The organism is Streptomyces xanthophaeus (assembly GCF_000725805.1).
Classification (GTDB): Bacteria; Actinomycetota; Actinomycetes; order Streptomycetales; family Streptomycetaceae; genus Streptomyces; species Streptomyces xanthophaeus.
Window position 1 is genome coordinate 119,391 of record NZ_JOFT01000028.1, and the last position, 15,587, is coordinate 134,977.

The 15,587-nt window shown below is 71.6% G+C and carries 12 protein-coding genes; 6 read left to right on the top strand and 6 right to left on the bottom strand.

Features of this window, described 5'->3' with window-relative positions; all coding sequences use genetic code 11:
- The first annotated feature begins 114 nt into the window (after positions 1-114).
- Entirely contained in the window at positions 115-510 is a 396-nt protein-coding gene (locus IO30_RS0118720) for an SCO4983 family protein (protein ID WP_031144505.1), read from the top strand.
- Positions 511-558: 48 nt separating this feature from the next.
- Here IO30_RS0118720 and IO30_RS0118725 read toward each other — a convergent pair whose 3' ends face one another.
- Positions 559-987, bottom strand: a complete 429-nt coding sequence (locus tag IO30_RS0118725) for a hypothetical protein (RefSeq protein ID WP_157853337.1) — start codon at positions 985-987, stop codon at positions 559-561.
- Positions 988-1,130: 143 nt separating this feature from the next.
- Between IO30_RS0118725 and IO30_RS0118730 the strand changes: the two genes are divergently transcribed.
- From IO30_RS0118730 to IO30_RS0118745, 4 genes are read left to right on the top strand one after another with little or no spacing between them, the layout of a single operon-like run.
- Positions 1,131-2,222 carry a substrate-binding domain-containing protein gene (locus IO30_RS0118730; RefSeq protein ID WP_031144508.1) on the top strand — a complete coding sequence of 364 codons (1,092 nt, stop codon included), beginning with the start codon at positions 1,131-1,133 and terminating at the stop codon, positions 2,220-2,222.
- Complete coding sequence (locus IO30_RS0118735) at positions 2,219-3,409, top strand: toxic anion resistance protein (RefSeq protein ID WP_031144510.1); 1,191 nt, start codon at positions 2,219-2,221, stop codon at positions 3,407-3,409. Before IO30_RS0118730 ends, IO30_RS0118735 begins: the two co-directional genes overlap by 4 nt.
- Complete coding sequence (locus IO30_RS0118740) at positions 3,406-5,019, top strand: substrate-binding and vWA domain-containing protein (protein WP_031144512.1); 1,614 nt, start codon at positions 3,406-3,408, stop codon at positions 5,017-5,019. Before IO30_RS0118735 ends, IO30_RS0118740 begins: the two co-directional genes overlap by 4 nt.
- Complete coding sequence (locus IO30_RS0118745) at positions 5,006-5,617, top strand: hypothetical protein (protein ID WP_031144514.1); 612 nt, start codon at positions 5,006-5,008, stop codon at positions 5,615-5,617. Before IO30_RS0118740 ends, IO30_RS0118745 begins: the two co-directional genes overlap by 14 nt.
- Positions 5,618-5,728: 111 nt before the next feature.
- Here IO30_RS0118745 and IO30_RS0118750 read toward each other — a convergent pair whose 3' ends face one another.
- On the bottom strand, positions 5,729-7,558 hold the full coding sequence (locus IO30_RS0118750; protein WP_031144516.1) for a phosphoenolpyruvate carboxykinase (GTP): 1,830 nt from the start codon (positions 7,556-7,558) through the stop codon (positions 5,729-5,731).
- Between the two features lie 220 nt (positions 7,559-7,778).
- On the opposite strand from IO30_RS0118750, the gene trhA reads away from it, so the two are divergent.
- Entirely contained in the window at positions 7,779-8,510 is a 732-nt protein-coding gene (gene trhA, locus IO30_RS0118755) for a PAQR family membrane homeostasis protein TrhA (protein ID WP_037894452.1), read from the top strand.
- Positions 8,511-8,592: 82 nt separating this feature from the next.
- Here the strand turns inward: trhA and IO30_RS0118760 are convergent, their stop codons facing one another.
- Genes IO30_RS0118760 through IO30_RS0118775 form a run of 4 tightly spaced genes read right to left on the bottom strand, consistent with a single transcriptional unit; the run spans position 8,593 to position 15,397 of the window.
- Positions 8,593-11,007: a galactose oxidase family protein gene (locus IO30_RS0118760; protein ID WP_199920962.1), complete on the bottom strand. Its 2,415-nt coding sequence runs from the start codon at positions 11,005-11,007 to the stop codon at positions 8,593-8,595.
- A gap of 23 nt (positions 11,008-11,030) precedes the next feature.
- Entirely contained in the window at positions 11,031-12,281 is a 1,251-nt protein-coding gene (locus tag IO30_RS0118765; RefSeq protein WP_031144522.1) for a glycosyltransferase, read from the bottom strand.
- 6 nt (positions 12,282-12,287) lie between these two features.
- Entirely contained in the window at positions 12,288-14,039 is a 1,752-nt protein-coding gene (locus tag IO30_RS0118770; RefSeq protein ID WP_373316467.1) for an ArnT family glycosyltransferase, read from the bottom strand.
- Entirely contained in the window at positions 14,036-15,397 is a 1,362-nt protein-coding gene (locus IO30_RS0118775; RefSeq protein ID WP_234321475.1) for a glycosyltransferase, read from the bottom strand. Before IO30_RS0118775 ends, IO30_RS0118770 begins: the two co-directional genes overlap by 4 nt.
- Positions 15,398-15,587 lie beyond the last annotated feature (190 nt).

Consider the following 15,587-nt stretch of genomic DNA (forward strand, 5'->3'; position numbering starts at 1 on the left):
GTCCGGCCCGTATCCCATCCCGGTCCGGCCCCGGTCGAGCTCTGCCGGATCCAGCTCAACTTTAGAACCGATCCAATGTAGGATGGTCTCCTGACCCACGCAGGAGGCCTCCTCATGTACGAGCCGATCCGCACCAAGCCGGTCGTCCACCGCATGGGCGACGCCGCAGCCGACTACCCGCACCGCAGCCGCGGCGAGGCCCTGGACATCCAGCTCGCCGGGCACCTCGCAGCCCTGCTCGCCGTCACCGACGAGCTCGGGCTCGACGAGGACGCCGCCGCGATCGCCGTCCAGGTGGAGCGGCTGCGCGGCGCCGAGCCCGCCCGGGCACCGCAGGGCGGCCCGGCCGGGGACGCCGCGGTACTGCACCAGCGTGCGCACGACCTCGCCGCCCGCGCGCTCCTCGTGGCCGCGTCCCGCGCCGACACCACCGCCGCGATCCTCGCCGCCGAGCGCATGGACGCCCACGCCGCCGCCCTGGAGACCCTCGACCTGGCCGGCGCCCACTGACGGCCCCGGTCCGGGGCCGCGGAGGCTCCGGACCGGGCGCCATGTTCCCTACGGCTGACCGGCCGGGGTGAACTCCGCCGAGGCGATCCCGCACCACGGGACCGTGGCGAGCGGCCACACCGGCCCGACCGCCTCCGCCTGCTCGGTCGCACCCGGGGCCACGCCCGGCACCTTCACCAGCGCCTGGGCGGCCCGCTCGACCGGATCCGGCAGCTGCGTCACGCGGAACTCCACGGTGACCACGTACGCGCCCGGCCCCTCGGGCCGCCCCGCGGCCGTCACCGCCGCCACCACCCGGCGGCTGGCCGGATCGATGCGGCACCCGGTGACCCGTACGTCCTCCACGGCCGCCCGCGGCAGCTCCGCGGGCGGGTCTCCGCCGCTGGCCCACACGTACAGGCCCAGCGGGGCGAACACCAGCAGTCCGGCCAGCGCCACCAGACCGACCAGCCAGCCCTGCCACTTCAACGCGCTCACGCCCATGGCACGATCCTCCCGGGCCGCCGCCCCGCCCACCAGCACCCACGGGCCCACACAGCATTTCGAAGTGGGACCGCCTGGACACCTGACGTTCATTCAACTCCACGCGGAATGTGGGTTTCCGCGAGCACGCTGCCCTCGTGAGACGCATCCTAGGAATCGTCCTGGGCCTCCTCCTCGTCGTCGGCGTGATCTTCGTCGTCCTCTTCCAGGGGCAGGACTCAGCAACCACGGCAACGAAGACCGTGCGTGGCGTCATCGGCTCGGAGAAGTCCGAATTCTTCCGCGACCCCGACGTCGTCAAGGCCCTTGCCCGCAAGGGCTACACCGTGAAGACCGAGACCTCGGGCTCCTGGGCGATGGACCAACTCGCCCTCAAGGAATTCGACTTCGCCTTCCCCAGCAGCAGTGAACCGGCCAAGGAGATCGAGACCGCGGCCGGCCTCAAGGGCGCCCAGACCACCAAGCCCTTCTACTCCCCGCTCGTCGTCGTCGCCCGCTCGAACGCCGCGCAGGTACTGGCCGGCAACGGCCTGGTGAAGATGACCGGGAAGAACTCGGGGACCCTCCTCATGGGCCCGTTCCTGAAGGCTTCCGGCGAGGACCGCACCTGGCAGCAGCTGTCCGGCTCCGCGGCCCACTCCGAGCTGACCGGCACGGTGTTCGTCAAGACCACCGACCCGACCACCTCCAATTCCGGCGCCCTCTTCCTGGCCGCCACCTCCAACGTCGCCAACGGCGGCAACGTGGTCGCCGACGACCCCGGGCTCGCGCGCACCGCGCCCCTGATGCGCAAGCTGATCTCGGTCCAGGGCGCCCTGGAACCCAGCACCGACGACCCCTTCCGGGCCTTCATCAGCGGCAGCGGCGAACCGCTCATCCTGGTGTACGAGTCCCAGGTGGCCGCCCTGCTGCTGCAGAAGCAGGAGCCGGGCGACATGGTCGTCCTCTACCCGGACACCACCGTCAACACCGCGCACACCTTCGTCCCGCTCGGCGACGCGGCCCGGGAGCTCGGACCCCTCCTCGCCACCGACCCGAAGCTGCGCGAGCTGGCCCTGCGCCACGGCTTCCGCCCGCAGGACGGGGTGCCCGAGTTCACCGCCGCCACCGCCCCGCACGCCGCGTACCTCAACCCGGGACTGACCGGCATCCGCCAGGTCGGCACACCCACCGTCAAGATCCTGATGGCGCTGGCCGAGCGCGCCAAGGGCCAGGGGGACACACCATGACACTCACACCTCCCGAGGACGCTCCGCTGGTCCTCACCGCACCCGAGCCCGTCGCCCCGGTCCGCCGGGAGCAGGCCGGCGGCCTCGTCCCGGTCGCGGACGGCGTCCGCGAGGAGATGGGCCGCCGCGCCGGGGAGTACGTGGGCCAGCTGGCCGGGATCGACAGCCGCTCCCCGGAGTTCGCGCAGCGCCTGGGCGAGATCGCCGGGCTCGGCTCGGCCGACGTGCGCAGCGCCGCCCAGCAGTCGAACCGGATGCTGGAGCGGGCCGTGCGCTCGCTCGGCTCCGGGGAGGGCGGCGACGCCCAGGCCCGGGTCGCCGGGTCGCTGGTCGAGCTGCGGCGCACCGTCGAGGACCTCGACCCGCGGGACTCGCCCGCCAAGGGCGCCCGCAAGCTGCTGGCGAAGCTGCCGGGCGGCAGCAGGTTCCGTGACCACGTGGCGAAGTACGCCTCCTCGCAGGCCACGCTGAACAAGATCGTGGGTTCGCTGCGCGGCGGCCAGGACGAGCTGCGGCGCGACAACGCGGCGCTGCACACCGAGCGCGCCCGGCTGTGGGAGACGATGGGGCGGCTCCAGGAGTACGCGGTCCTCACCGAGGCCCTGGACGCGGCGGTCGAGCAGCGGATCGCCGAGGCCGGGCACGCCGACCCCCAGCAGGCCGAGGCGCTGCGGGCGGACGTGCTGTTCCCGGTCCGGCAGAAGCACCAGGACCTGCTGACGCAGCTGGCGGTCTGTGCGCAGGGCTACCTGGCGATGGACGTGGTCCGGCGCAACAACGACGAGCTGATCAAGGGCGTCGACCGGGCGGCGACCACCACCGTCTCGGCGCTGCGGATCGCCGTCATGCTGGCCTCGGCCCTCGACAGCCAGCGCAGGGTCGTCGAGCAGGTCGACGCGCTGAAGGGCACGACCGAGGAGCTGATCCGCGGCAACGCCCGGATGCTGTCCACGCAGAGCGGGGAGATCCAGCGGATCGCAGCCGATCCGGCGGTGGGCGCGGAGACCCTGCGGACGGCCTTCGCGCAGATCTACGAGACCCTGGATGCGATCGACACGTTCAAGGTGCAGGCGACCGAGAACATGGCCGCGACGGTGGAGTCGCTGACGGGCGAGCTGCAGAGCGCCTCGGCGTACCTGGCGCGTACCCGGGGCGCCGCCGGGGACCTCGAAGGGGGTGCCCGGTGAGGGGGCGGCGCGCGGCGCTGACGGCGCTGGCCCTGGCGGTACTGGCGGCGGGGACGGCCTGTACGTCCGGGGGCGAGGAGCCGGGTCCTGGTCCGGGGCCGGGGAAGTCCACGTACCAGGCGGGGAAGCTGCGGGTGCTGGCGTCCAGCGAGCTCTCCGACATGGAGCCGGTGCTGAAGGCGGCCAAGGCGGCCACGGGGGTCGGTGTGGAGCTGACCTGGTCCGGCACCCTGGACGCGGTCGAGCAGGTGGCCTCGGGGAAGGCGGACGGGAAGTACGACGCGATCTGGCTGTCCTCCAACGACTATCTGCGGCTGCGCCCCGAGGCCGCCGGGAAGCTCGCCAACGAGACGCCGGTGATGTCGTCGCCGGTCGCGCTCGGTGTGCAGCCGCAGGCGCTGGCCAGGCTCGGCTGGAAGCCCGAGGAGGTCACCTGGTCGGCGGTGCACGAGGCCGTGGCCGGCGGGAAGCTGACCTACGGGATGACCGACCCGGTGCGGTCCAACTCGGGTTTCTCCGCGCTGGTGTCGGTGGCTTCGGGGCTGTCGGGCGCGCAGGCGGCGCTGACGGACGCGGACGTGAAGGCGGCGGCGCCGCGGCTGAAGGAGTTCTTCGCGGGGCAGAAGCTGACGTCCGGTTCCTCGGGCTGGCTCGTGTCGGCGTACGCGAAGCGCGGGGACGTGGACGCGCTGGTGAACTACGAGTCGGTGCTGCTGTCGATGAACCGGGACGCGAAGGCTCCGCTGACGGTGATCCGGCCGCGCGACGGGGTGGTGACGGCGCACTACCCGCTGACGCTGCTCACCTCGGCCCCGGCCGGGGCGCGTGAGTCGGGGCGGGCCCTGACGGAGTACCTGCGCGGCGCGCAGGCGCAGAAGGCGATCACGGAGCAGACCTTCCGCCGTCCGGTGGCGGCCGGGGTGGCTCCGGCGGCCGGGCTGGGCGCGGACAAGCGCCGGGAGCTGCCGTTCCCGGGTTCGCGTCAGGTGGCGGACGGGCTGCTGGCCTCGTACGAGAACGAGCTGCGGCGGCCTTCGCGGACGGTGTACGTGCTGGACACCTCGGGTTCGATGGCCGAGGAGGACCGCATCGGGCGGCTGAAGGCGGCGCTGACCGAGCTGACGGGGAGCGGGAGTTCGGGGACCGGGGAGCGGTTCCGGGACCGCGAGGAGGTGACGCTGGTGCCGTTCGGGTCGAAGGTCAAGGAGGTGTCGACGCACGTGGTCGAGCCGGGCAATCCGGGGCCGGCCCTGGATGCGGTCCGCGCCGGTGTGAAGGCGCTGCGGCCCGAGGGGGGTACGGCGGTGTACGGCAGTCTGGAGGCGGCGTACGAGCACCTCGGCAAGGGCGGCGCGGACGCGTTCACCTCGATCGTGCTGATGACGGACGGGGAGAACACGGAGGGCGTGGGGGCCGGGCACTTCGACTCCTTCTACGCGGCGCTGCCGCAGGCGCAGAAGCACACGCCGGTGTTCGCGGTGCTGTTCGGAGACTCGGACCGCAAGGAGCTCACCCACATCACCGAGCTGACCGGCGGGCGGCTGTTCGACGCCACGGACGGGAACGGTTCGCTGGGTGGCGCGTTCGAGGAGATCCGTGGCTACCAGTAGGGCGGCCAGGGCCCTGGGCTACCTGGAGTCGAGGAAGAACCTGGCCGGCTCGGCGTGCGGGGTGGCCGGGGTGGGTCTGGCGCTGGCCGGGGTGGCGGGTGCGTACTGGCCGCTGGTGGTGGGCGGGCTGTACGGGGCGGGCGCGCTGATCGCCCCGCCGGAGCGGGCGGCGCCGCCTCCCTTCGATCCGCGGGAGGAACTGGGCGTGCTGCGCGAGGACTTCGCGCGGCTGCGGGACTACCTGGCGGAGGTGGAGCTGCCGTCGGCGGCCGGGGGCACGCTGGAGGGTCTGCTGGGCCTGTACGGGGCGTTGCTGGAGCCGGGGTGGGTGGCCGATGTGCTGGCCACGGAGCCGGAGGCGGTGCACGCGCTGTCGCGGGCGGTCCGCCAGGACGTGCCGGAGTGCGTGGACGCGTACAACCGGACCCGCTGGTGGAACCGGATGGCGCCGGGCGGTGAGTCCCCGGACCGGCACCTGGAGCGGCAGCTGGGGGTCCTGTACGAGGAGGCGCAGCGCGTAACGGCGGGCCTCCACGAGGTGGAGGCCCGCCGTCAGCAGACGCACACGACCTATCTGGAGGAGCGCGGACGCTCCTGAGATCGCTCGTGTGCTGCGGTGGGCGCCGCTTGGTCGGGGGCTCCCACAGCGGTGGGCGCCGCTTGGTCGGGGGCTCCCACGTTCATTGGCCCTTGTTCAGGGCGGGCCGGCTCAGCCCAGGCGCTCGACGAGCGCGTGGTACTGGTCCCACAGCTCCTTCGGGGTGTGGTCGCCGTAGGTGTTCAGGTGCTCGGGGACCAGGGCGGCCTCGTCGCGCCAGATCTCCTTGTCGACCGTGAGGAGGAAGTCCAGGTCGGCGGCGGGGAGGTCGAGGCCGTCGGTGTCGAGGGAGTCCACCGTCGGCAGGATGCCGATGGGGGTCTCGACGCCTTCGGCGGTGCCGTCGAGGCGGCCGACGATCCACTTCAGGACGCGGCTGTTCTCGCCGAAGCCGGGCCACACGAACTTGCCCGCGTCGTTCTTGCGGAACCAGTTCACGTAGTAGATCTTCGGGAGCTTGGACTGGTCCTTGCCCTTGGCGACGTCGACCCAGTGGCCCATGTAGTCGCCCATGTTGTAGCCGCAGAACGGCAGCATGGCGAAGGGGTCGCGGCGCAGCTCGCCGACCTTGCCCTCGGCGGCGGCGGTCTTCTCGGAGGCGATGTTCGAGCCGATGAAGACGCCGTGGTTCCAGTCGAAGGACTCGGTGACCAGCGGTACGGCGGAGGCGCGGCGGCCGCCGAAGAGGATCGCGGAGATCGGGACGCCCTTGGGGTCCTCCCACTCGGGGGCGATCGTCGGGCACTGGGCGGCGGGGACGGCGAAGCGGGCGTTGGGGTGGGCCGCCGGGGTGTCGCTCTCCGGGGTCCAGGCGTTGCCCTTCCAGTCGACGAGGTGGGCGGGGGCCTCTTCGGTCATGCCCTCCCACCAGACGTCGGAGCCGTCGGGGGTGAGCGCGACGTTGGTGAAGACGGTGTTGGCGTACATCGTCTTCATGGCGTTGGCGTTGGTGTGCTCGCCGGTGCCGGGGGCGACGCCGAAGAAGCCGGCCTCGGGGTTGATCGCGTAGAGGCGGCCGTCCTCGCCGAAGCGCATCCAGGCGATGTCGTCACCGACGGTCTCGACGGTCCAGCCGGGGATCGTGGGCTCCAGCATGGCGAGGTTCGTCTTGCCGCAGGCGGAGGGGAAGGCGGCGGCGATGTACTTCGCGTCGCCCTCGCCGGCCGGCGGGGTGAGCTTGAGGATGAGCATGTGCTCGGCGAGCCAGCCCTCGTCGCGGGCCATGACGGACGCGATGCGCAGGGCGTAGCACTTCTTGCCGAGGAGGGCGTTGCCGCCGTAGCCGGATCCGTAGGACCAGATCTCGCGGGTCTCGGGGAAGTGGGAGATGTACTTGGTGGTGTTGCAGGGCCACGGCACGTCGGCCTGGCCCTCGGCGAGCGGTGCGCCGAGGGTGTGGACGGCCTTGACGAAGAAGCCGTCGGTGCCGAGCTCGTCGAGGACGGCCTTGCCCATGCGGGTCATGGTGCGCATGGCGACCGCGACGTAGGCGGAGTCGGTGATCTCGACGCCGATCGCGGAGAGCTCGGAGCCGAGGGGGCCCATGCAGAAGGGGACGACGTACATCGTCCGGCCCTTCATCGAGCCGCGGAAGATGCCTTCCTGGCCGGCGAAGAGCTCCTTCATCTCGGAAGGGGCCTTCCAGTGGTTCGTGGGGCCCGCGTCCTCCTCCTTCTCGGAGCAGATGAAGGTCCGGTCCTCGACGCGCGCGACGTCGGAGGGGTCGGAGGCGGCGTAGTACGAGTTCGGGCGCTTCGTCTCGTCGAGCTTCTTGAACGTTCCCTTGACGACGAGCTCCCCGCACAGGCGCTCGTACTCGTCCTCGGAGCCGTCGCACCAGACGATGCGGTCCGGCTGGGTGAGGGCTGCGATCTCGTCCACCCAGGAGATCAGCTCCTGGTGGGTCGTCGGGACAGTGGGAGCCGCGTTGTCGCGCGCCACGATTGCTCCTTGTTGAGGGGTGTGTTTGGTGTATGCCCCGTGGGGGCTGCGACCCGGATGCTTCGCGCTCCGCTCATCCGGTGCCGACCGCACTCATCTGATCATCCGGTGGATGTGCGCATATGTCCAGGGGGCTTCTCACGTGAGCATCGCCACTCCCGTCAATCTTCCGTAAAGAGGACCAACGGAAACCTACGGACCCGTAGGTAGCATGTGGGCCATGACTTCTGACGCCGCTGCCGCGCCGGCTGCCGAGGCCGATCCGGTCGCCGACGCCTCCCCGGTCACCCGGGCCCTGGAGGCTGCCGAGACCGCTCTCGAGGAAAAGCCGCTGATGCGCGGCTGGCTGCACACCGGAATGTTCCCCGCCGTGGTGGTCGCGGGCCTGGTCCTCATGGCCTTCACCGACTCGACCCGGGCCCGCGTGGCCTGCGGGGTCTACGTCCTCACGGCGTGCCTGCTCTTCGGCGTCAGCGCGGTCTACCACCGCGGCACCTGGGGTCCGCGCGGGGAGGCCATCCTGCGGCGGCTCGACCACGCCAACATCTTCCTGATCATCGCGGGCACGTACACCCCGCTGACCGTCCTGCTGCTGCCGCCCTCCACCGGGCGCACGCTGCTGTGGGCGGTGTGGATCGCCGCCGCCGCGGGCATCGCCTTCCGCGTCTTCTGGGTCGGCGCCCCTCGCTGGCTGTACACGCCCTGCTACATCGCGATGGGCTGGGCGGCGGTCTTCTTCCTGCCGGACTTCATGCGCAGCGGCGGCATCGCCGTCCTGGTCCTGGTGATCGTCGGCGGCCTGCTGTACAGCGTGGGAGGGGTCATCTACGGCATGAAGCGCCCCAACCCCTCACCTCGCTTCTTCGGCTTCCACGAGGTCTTCCACTCGCTGACGCTGGCGGCCTTCGTGGCCCACTACGTCGGCATCTCGCTGGCCGCGTACTCCCACTAGCGGCCCGACCCGGCCCTCCGGTGGAGGCCCGGGACGGGGGAGCGCCCGTGGTACGGGTGCCGCGGTCAGCGGACGCGCGCTCTCAGCAGGCGTAGCCGTCGCGGTCCTGGTCCAGGCGCAGCGGGTCGCTGCCGTTGACCTTCATGCGCTTGGGGTACTGGTGGGCGGCCAGCCACTCGCAGCGGGCCTTCGGGGTCTGTTTCACCTCCGCCGGGAAGCGGGTCGGCACGCACACGTTGACCGAGCCGTAGTGGCGGTCGCAGCCGGCCACGGTGGGCGCCACGGGGGCGGAGTCCCGTGGGGCCGGGTTCTTCTTCGGAGCCCCCAGTTCGTTCGCGAAGGTGTGCTCGTGCGCGGAGGGCTGTGCGTCCGTCTTGGCCAGGGCCGAAGCCCCGCCCAGGTGGACCCACTTCGCGACGGACGGGACCCCGTTCGCGTCGACCGCGAAGAGCATGTACCAGCCGGGCGGTGCCAGGTTCGGGTTGCTGGTGACGTTCAGGTCGATGGTGTTCCCGTCCACGGTCATGGGCAGGTCGACGAACCGCTGGTTGGGGTCCGAGGAGTGGGTGACGGCCGCCGGGCGGATGAGCTCCGCCTTCACCACGGGCCGGTCGACGGTGATCCGCTGCGTGTCCCCGTACACCCACTGGGTGTCGATCACCGAGGTGATCAGCGGGCGCGGCCCCTTGAAGAGGTAGGGCGGGGTGTAGATCGACACGGCGTGGTTGTAGGTGCCGTTGCCCGGGTTGTCGCCGACCGACATCACCCGCCCGTCGGGCATCAGGAACGACGCCGAGTGGTAGGTCCGCGGGATCGGGTCGGCGGCCAGTCCCGGCTGGTAGGTGTTGGTCACCGGGTCGAAGAACGAGGCCTCGAACACCGGGTCGGCCCGGTCGTGCAGGCCGCCGCCGGTCTCCAGCACCTTCCCGTCGGGCAGCAGCACCGCGGAGACGAACATCTTGCCCTCGTCGCCGGTCTGCGGGCGCTTGCCCGCGCCCTGGTCGACGAGGCCCTGCGGGATCGGCGGGCCCGCGGTGTAGGCGGGGCTGGGCTGCTTCAGGTCGATGATGTCGGTGAGCCGGTTGGCGGCCGGGTTGCGCTCGTTGTTGCCGCCGCCGATGGTCAGCACGCGCTGGTCCTGCGCCGGGGGCAGCAGGACGCTCGCCGACTCGTCGCGCTCGTCCTTGTTCCGCAGGCCCGGTACGTCGGTGATGGTGTTGGCGTCGTAGTCGTAGACGGAGGCGCCGGTGCCCGGGGTGCCGTTGCCGAAGGTGTGGCTGCCGGAGTAGAAGAGCCGGCCGTCCTGCATGAGGATCATCGACGGGTACAGGCCCCAGTACGACCAGGTCTGGTTGACCTCGTTCATCGGCAGCCACTTGTTCTGCGCCGCCGAGAACTTCTCCGCGGTCACGTTGCCCGTGGAGTCCTCCTTCAGCCCGCCGAAGGAGATCACGTCACCGTTGCCGAGGATCGTCGCCGACGGGTACCAGTGCCCGCCGTTCATGTCGTTCGTCTTCGTGTACGCCTCGGTGGCCGGGTCGAAGACGTAGCTGTCCTTCAGCCCCTGGTAGCCGATCGAGCCGTCGGCGGACGGGTACCCCTTGTTGCCGCTCATCACCAGCACCCGCCCGTCGGACAGCTGCACGTGACCCGCGCAGAACATGTCCACCGGCGTGGGCACCGTCTTGAAGCTGCCGTTCGCCGGGTCGTAGACGGCCGAGGTGAAGGTGCCCGCGTTGAACTGGGCGATGTCGTTGCCCGAGCCGGCGATCAGCAGCACCTTGCCGTTCCTGAGCACCACGGCGTGCATCGAACGCACCGGGTTCTGGGCGGGGATCACCTGCCACTTGCCCTTGGCGCACTCCTCGGCGGTGCCCGAGCAGGCCGGCTGCGGCGGGACCGCGCCCACTTCCTCCAGCGTGTAGTCGTCGGAGGTGAGCGTGCCCACCCCGTAGACCGACAGCCCCCACGCGATCTTGTCGGTGTTCGGCGGTACGGGCGGCGTACGGACCTCCGTGCGCGCCCATCCGGCGCTGACCGGCGGGTTCTGCAGGTCGGTCCAGTACTGCCAGCCCGCCGTGGTGTCCCGGCGGAACACGGTCACCGAGACGTCCGGGGTGTTCGACTTGTACCAGGCGGACAGGTCGTACTGCTTGCCCGGTGTGACGGCCGGGGCGCAGGCCGTGCTCTCGGTGACCAGGGCCTTGCGGTCGCCGTCGACGCGGCGCGTGAGGGAGACCTTCATCGCCTTGGTGCCCGTGTGCGCGTCGGCGACGGTGGCGAAGGTGAAGTCGTTGTCGCCCCAGCCGGATTTGGACCAGCAGGACGGCATGTCGGAGCCGGGCGTACCCGCGCTCTCGAACCCGGGGTTGGTGAGCAGATTGGGCGGTCCGGCCGTGGCCTGCTGCGGTGCGGTGAGCAGCAGGCCTGCGGTCATCGCCCCGACGGCCAGCAGGGCGGCCCGCCGCCCTGCCCTCCGTCGGATCTTCAGACGCATGGACATGTTCCCTTCTGTGCGGCTCAGCTCCTGGTGTGACGTCCCGCGGTGCGCGGCGTCCGTGGTGTGCGCGGTGTGCGCGGTGTGCGCGGTGTGCGCGGTGTGCGCGGCAGGTAGACGAGGGCCTCGGTGGCCGCGAACCGCAGGAGGAAGGTGGTGACCAGCGCGAGGGCGGTGGCGGGCAGCACGGCCATGCCGAGCTGGGCGACGAACACCGCGATGAGCGGGATGCGCAGCAGCAGGTCGGCGTTGGCGAGCAGGGCGAAGCGGCCGAGCCGGTCCGCCCAGTGGCGGTGGCCGCGGCGGTCCCGGAAGAGGAGGACCTCGATGAGGAGGAAGTTCCACAGCACCCCTGCCTGGTTGGCGACGATCTCGGCGGGCAGGTAGTGCATTCCGGCGCCGGTGAGCAGCCAGAGCGCGGCCAGGTTCGGTACGAAGCCGGAGAGCCCGATCAGGCCGAAGCCGATCATCCGGGCCAGGGGGGTCGCGGAGCGCAGGGTGGCCAGGTGGGCGAGGAAGCGCAGGCCCTCGCGGGCGGTGGACTTGGACTCGCCGGAGTAGCGGTCCTGGAAGACGAAGGGCACCTCGGCGACCTTGCCGGGGCGGCAGCGCACCGCCAGCTCCAGCAGGATCTTGTAGCCGAGGGGGCGCAGGGCCTCTGCGGTGACCACGGAGCGGCGCATGGCGAAGAAGCCGCTCATCGGATCGCTGATCCCGCGCAGGGCGCGCGGGAAGAGGCCTTTGGCCAGCCAGGTCGCGGCGCGGGAGACGGCGATGCGGTAGCCGCCCGCGAGTCCGGCGCGGCTGCCGCCGCTGATGTAGCGGGAGGCGACGACGAGGTCGGCGCCGGTGCGGGCGCCCTCGCCGACGAGTTCGGGCACCAGGTGGGGCGGGTGCTGGAGGTCGGCGTCCATGACGACGACCCAGTCGGTGGCGGCCCGCTTGACGCCTTCGACGACGGCTCCGCCGAGGCCGCCGTCGGCCTGCTCGCGGTGCAGGACGGCCACCGGGAAGGGGCAGTCGGCGGCGGCCTTCTCGATGACGGCGGGTGTGTCGTCCGTGGAGTCGTCCACGAACAGCACCTCGCAGGGCAGGTGGGCGGGCAGGGCCTCGGTGAGGCGCCGGAGCAGTTCCGCCACGTTGCCCGCCTCGTTGAAGGTCGGGACGATGAGGGTGACGCTGCCCGGGGCGGTGACGGCGGCCGGGTCGGGCACCACCGGAATGTCGAGCTCCGGATCGCTCGGGGCATGGGGTGCCCACACGTCTTCGCTCATGGTGGCTCAGCTCCCGGTCTCGCGGTCGGTGCGGCGTATCTCGATGCGGTCCTCGCCCGCGCCGAAGACGGCCACGGTCGTCGAGTGCTCCAGCGCCGCCTTCACGTTGGGCAGGTCCACGGCGTCGCGCCGCACCGTCGGCGAGGAGACCACGTAGTCGATGTCCCGCCAGCCGCGCGGCAGGGTCTTGGTGACGGCGGGGTCGAGGTCCGCCTTGTAGAACCAGATGGCGCCGAGGCCCGGTTCGAAGCCGTGGTGCACGGCGTCCAGCCAGAGCGCGTCGTCGACCAGGACCCGGGTGTGCGCCGGGTCGGCGACCTCGCTGCCGAGCCAGGCCGCGGCCTGCCGGTAGGGGGCGTTCGCGTCCACCGTGAGCGCGGTGCGGTTGCCGTCGTACCAGCGGGGCAGGACGTAGACCGCGGCGGCCGCGGCGAGGACGCCGACCAGCGCCCGGCGCGCGTACACCGCCTTGCGGCCCTCCCCCGGCGTGCGGCGGCGGCGCAGCACGGCGTGCACGATGCTGGCCGCGCCCCCGGCGAGGACGAGGGCGAGGAAGGGCAGCGCCTGGATCACGTACATGGCGGGGAGGTAGCCGGAGGGCCGCATCGCCACCAGCGCGAGGATGACGGCGGCGAGCGCGGGACCGGCGAGCGCGCGGGCGGTGACGGACCAGCGCAGGGTGACCAGCAGCAGGACGGCGCCGGCCAGCCCGCCGAGCGGCAGGACGGTGTCGTAGTAGAGCCAGCTGCGGAACACGCCGTGCGAGCCGGAACCGGGGTCGAGGATGAAGCCGGAGCCTTCGCGGCCCATCTGGTAGGTGATGCCGTCGATCAGCGAGACGTGTCCGGCGCCGGGCAGCAGTTCACCGTTGAGCAGCGCGAACAGCGGGTACGACAGCCCGATCAGGGCGCAGGCGGTGATGGCCCCGGTGACGGCGAACTTGCGGGTGTCGCGGTGGCTGTGGCGCCACATCGTCACCAGCAGCGCCGGGAGCACCACCAGCATCGTCTCCTTGGTCAGCACCGCGGTGGCGGCCGCGAGTCCCGACCCGAAGTGGTGCCACAGGTGCCGGCTCGGGGACGCGGCGAGGCAGAAGGCCAGCAGCATCCACATCACGGCGAGGTTGTCGAGGAATATCTCCCGCTGGAGCACCACCGACAGCGGGGAGAGCCCGAACAGGGCCATCGCGAGCCCGGCGGCCCAGCGCGGCAGCCACAGTCTGCGCGCCAGGACGTACATCAGCACGGAGCTGGCGGCGGAGACGGCGAGCATCGAGAACCGCATGGGGGCGACGGTCATCGCCTCGGGCACGAAGAGGGACGGGAGGTAGGTCAGGGCCGCGACCTGGATCCAGCCGAGCGGCGGGTGGTCGTACCAGTACGTGTAGTGCGCGAGGCCGTCGCCCTGCTGGACGGCCCACGCCTGGGCGAGGTAGGTGCCCTCGTCGTCGCTCAGGGTCGGGAAGTTGGTGATGTTCCAGCCCTGTACGAGGACGATCACGAGCAGCAGCGCGCCGCACAGCAGCAGGTCGGGCCGGGAGGAGCGGAAGCGGACGAGCGGCCGGGCGGGGGCGGGCGGCAGGGGGCCGGCGCCGGTCCCGCTGCCGCCGGTGCTGCCGCTGCCGCCGCGCTGGACGGGGACGCGGGGCGCAGTGGGCGCGGTGGGCTCGGTGGCCGTGCCGGTGGCGGTGGCGGTGGCGGTGGCGGTGGTGCCCGGCCGGGGATGGGGATCAGTGGCCGTGGGCAGGGTGGCGGTCACTGGTGGCGGTCCTCTCGGGTCGCGGTGGACGGGAAGACGGAGGCTGTTGCCGAGGAGCCGGCCGAAGCGGAGGCCGAAGCGGAGGCGCCGGCCAGGGCAGCGGCGGGCGCTCCGGCGGCCCCGGTGAGGTGGGCGCCGGTGTGGCTGGTGAGCTCCCACTCGTTGCGGCCGCGCTGCTCGCGCCAGACGGCCCGGATCGCGGCGCCGGCCAGCATCACCTGGTAGAACGGGCCGCCGACCACGAGCTTGAGGTAGTGCACGAAGCGGACCCGCAGCCCGTACTGGCGGCCGAAGTCGTGCAGGCCCACGATCTCGAAGACGAAGGTCACCATGGCCGTGATCATGGGCAGGAAGGTGATGATCGCGATGCCGACGGGCACGTCGAGGAAGACGGCGACGGCGAAGTTGAGCGGGATGATCACCCCGGACGCGGCCTGCATGAAGGGGGTCATCAGGGTGTAGCGGGCGAGCCAGCGCTGACCGCGCCCGGGCAGCTGCTGCCAGTCCTTCTTCCGGTACACCTGGAGGAAGCCCTGGTTCCAGCGGGTGCGCTGCTTGAGCAGGCTCATCAGCGAGCCGGGGGTCTCCTCACGGGTGACCATGTCGGAGTCGTACGCGACGACCACCTTCTTGCCCACCGACGACAGCCGCACCCCCAGGTCGCAGTCCTCGGCCAGGCAGTTCTGGTCCCAGCCGCCCGCCTCGCGCAGCACCTCGGTGCGGACGAAGACGGTGTTGCCGCCGAGCGGGATGAAGCCCTTCTCGGCGTGCAGGTGCAGCCGGGAGCGGAACCAGAAGAAGTACTCCAGGCAGTTGCGCAGGCTGTACCAGCTGGAGTGGAAGTTGATGAGCTGGACCCCGCCCTGGACCACGTCGGCGCCGGTGGAGCGGAAGGCGTGGTCGACGTGGGCGAGCAGCTCGGGGTGGACCTGGTCCTCGGCGTCGAAGACGCCGACGATGTCGCCCCGGCAGGAGGGCAGGGCCGTGTTGAGGGCCTTCGGCTTGTTCTTGCTCTCGTGGGTGTCGACGACGACCCGCACCCGGGCGGGCTCCCGGGCGGCGGCCCGCTCGGCGACGGCGGCGGTCTCGGGGTCGTCGTGGCCGACGATCACGATGATCTCGTAGTCGGTGTGCGTGGACTCCAGCAGCCGGTCGATGGTGTGCTCCAGCACCGCCTGCTCGTGACGGGCCGGCAGCAGCAGGGAGAACGCCAGCCGGCCGCCCCCGTCGGGACGGTCGAACCGGGTGGAGGCGAGCACCTCGGGCGTCCGCCAGGCATGCATCTGCCACCACAGCGTGAAGGCGGCGATCCCGAACAAGGCAAGCGAAATCACGGATATGAACACAGAGGTGTACAAATTGTCCCCCACAGACATGCCGCAACCCCAGGCGGCGATCGTGAAACCCCCCGGGGACGCACAGCGGGCCCCCCGGCCCGCCGCCCCCGCTTCCCCCTCGTGCGCACCCCCCAGCGCGCCGTCTCGGTGACTCCCGAAGCCATGAGACTAGACACTGAACATGACACTCAGGCGCAGTGGAGATAAAAAG

What these genes read in the sequence shown, in the direction of transcription:
- IO30_RS0118760 (WP_199920962.1), bottom strand. Translation starts at nt 11,007, where the DNA reads ATGCGTCTGAAGATCCGACGGAGGGCAGGGCGGCGGGCCGCCCTGCTG.
- IO30_RS0118720 (WP_031144505.1), top strand. Translation starts at nt 115, where the DNA reads ATGTACGAGCCGATCCGCACCAAGCCGGTCGTCCACCGCATGGGCGAC.
- IO30_RS0118735 (WP_031144510.1), top strand. Translation starts at nt 2,219, where the DNA reads ATGACACTCACACCTCCCGAGGACGCTCCGCTGGTCCTCACCGCACCC.
- trhA (WP_037894452.1), top strand. Translation starts at nt 7,779, where the DNA reads ATGACTTCTGACGCCGCTGCCGCGCCGGCTGCCGAGGCCGATCCGGTC.
- IO30_RS0118765 (WP_031144522.1), bottom strand. Translation starts at nt 12,281, where the DNA reads ATGAGCGAAGACGTGTGGGCACCCCATGCCCCGAGCGATCCGGAGCTC.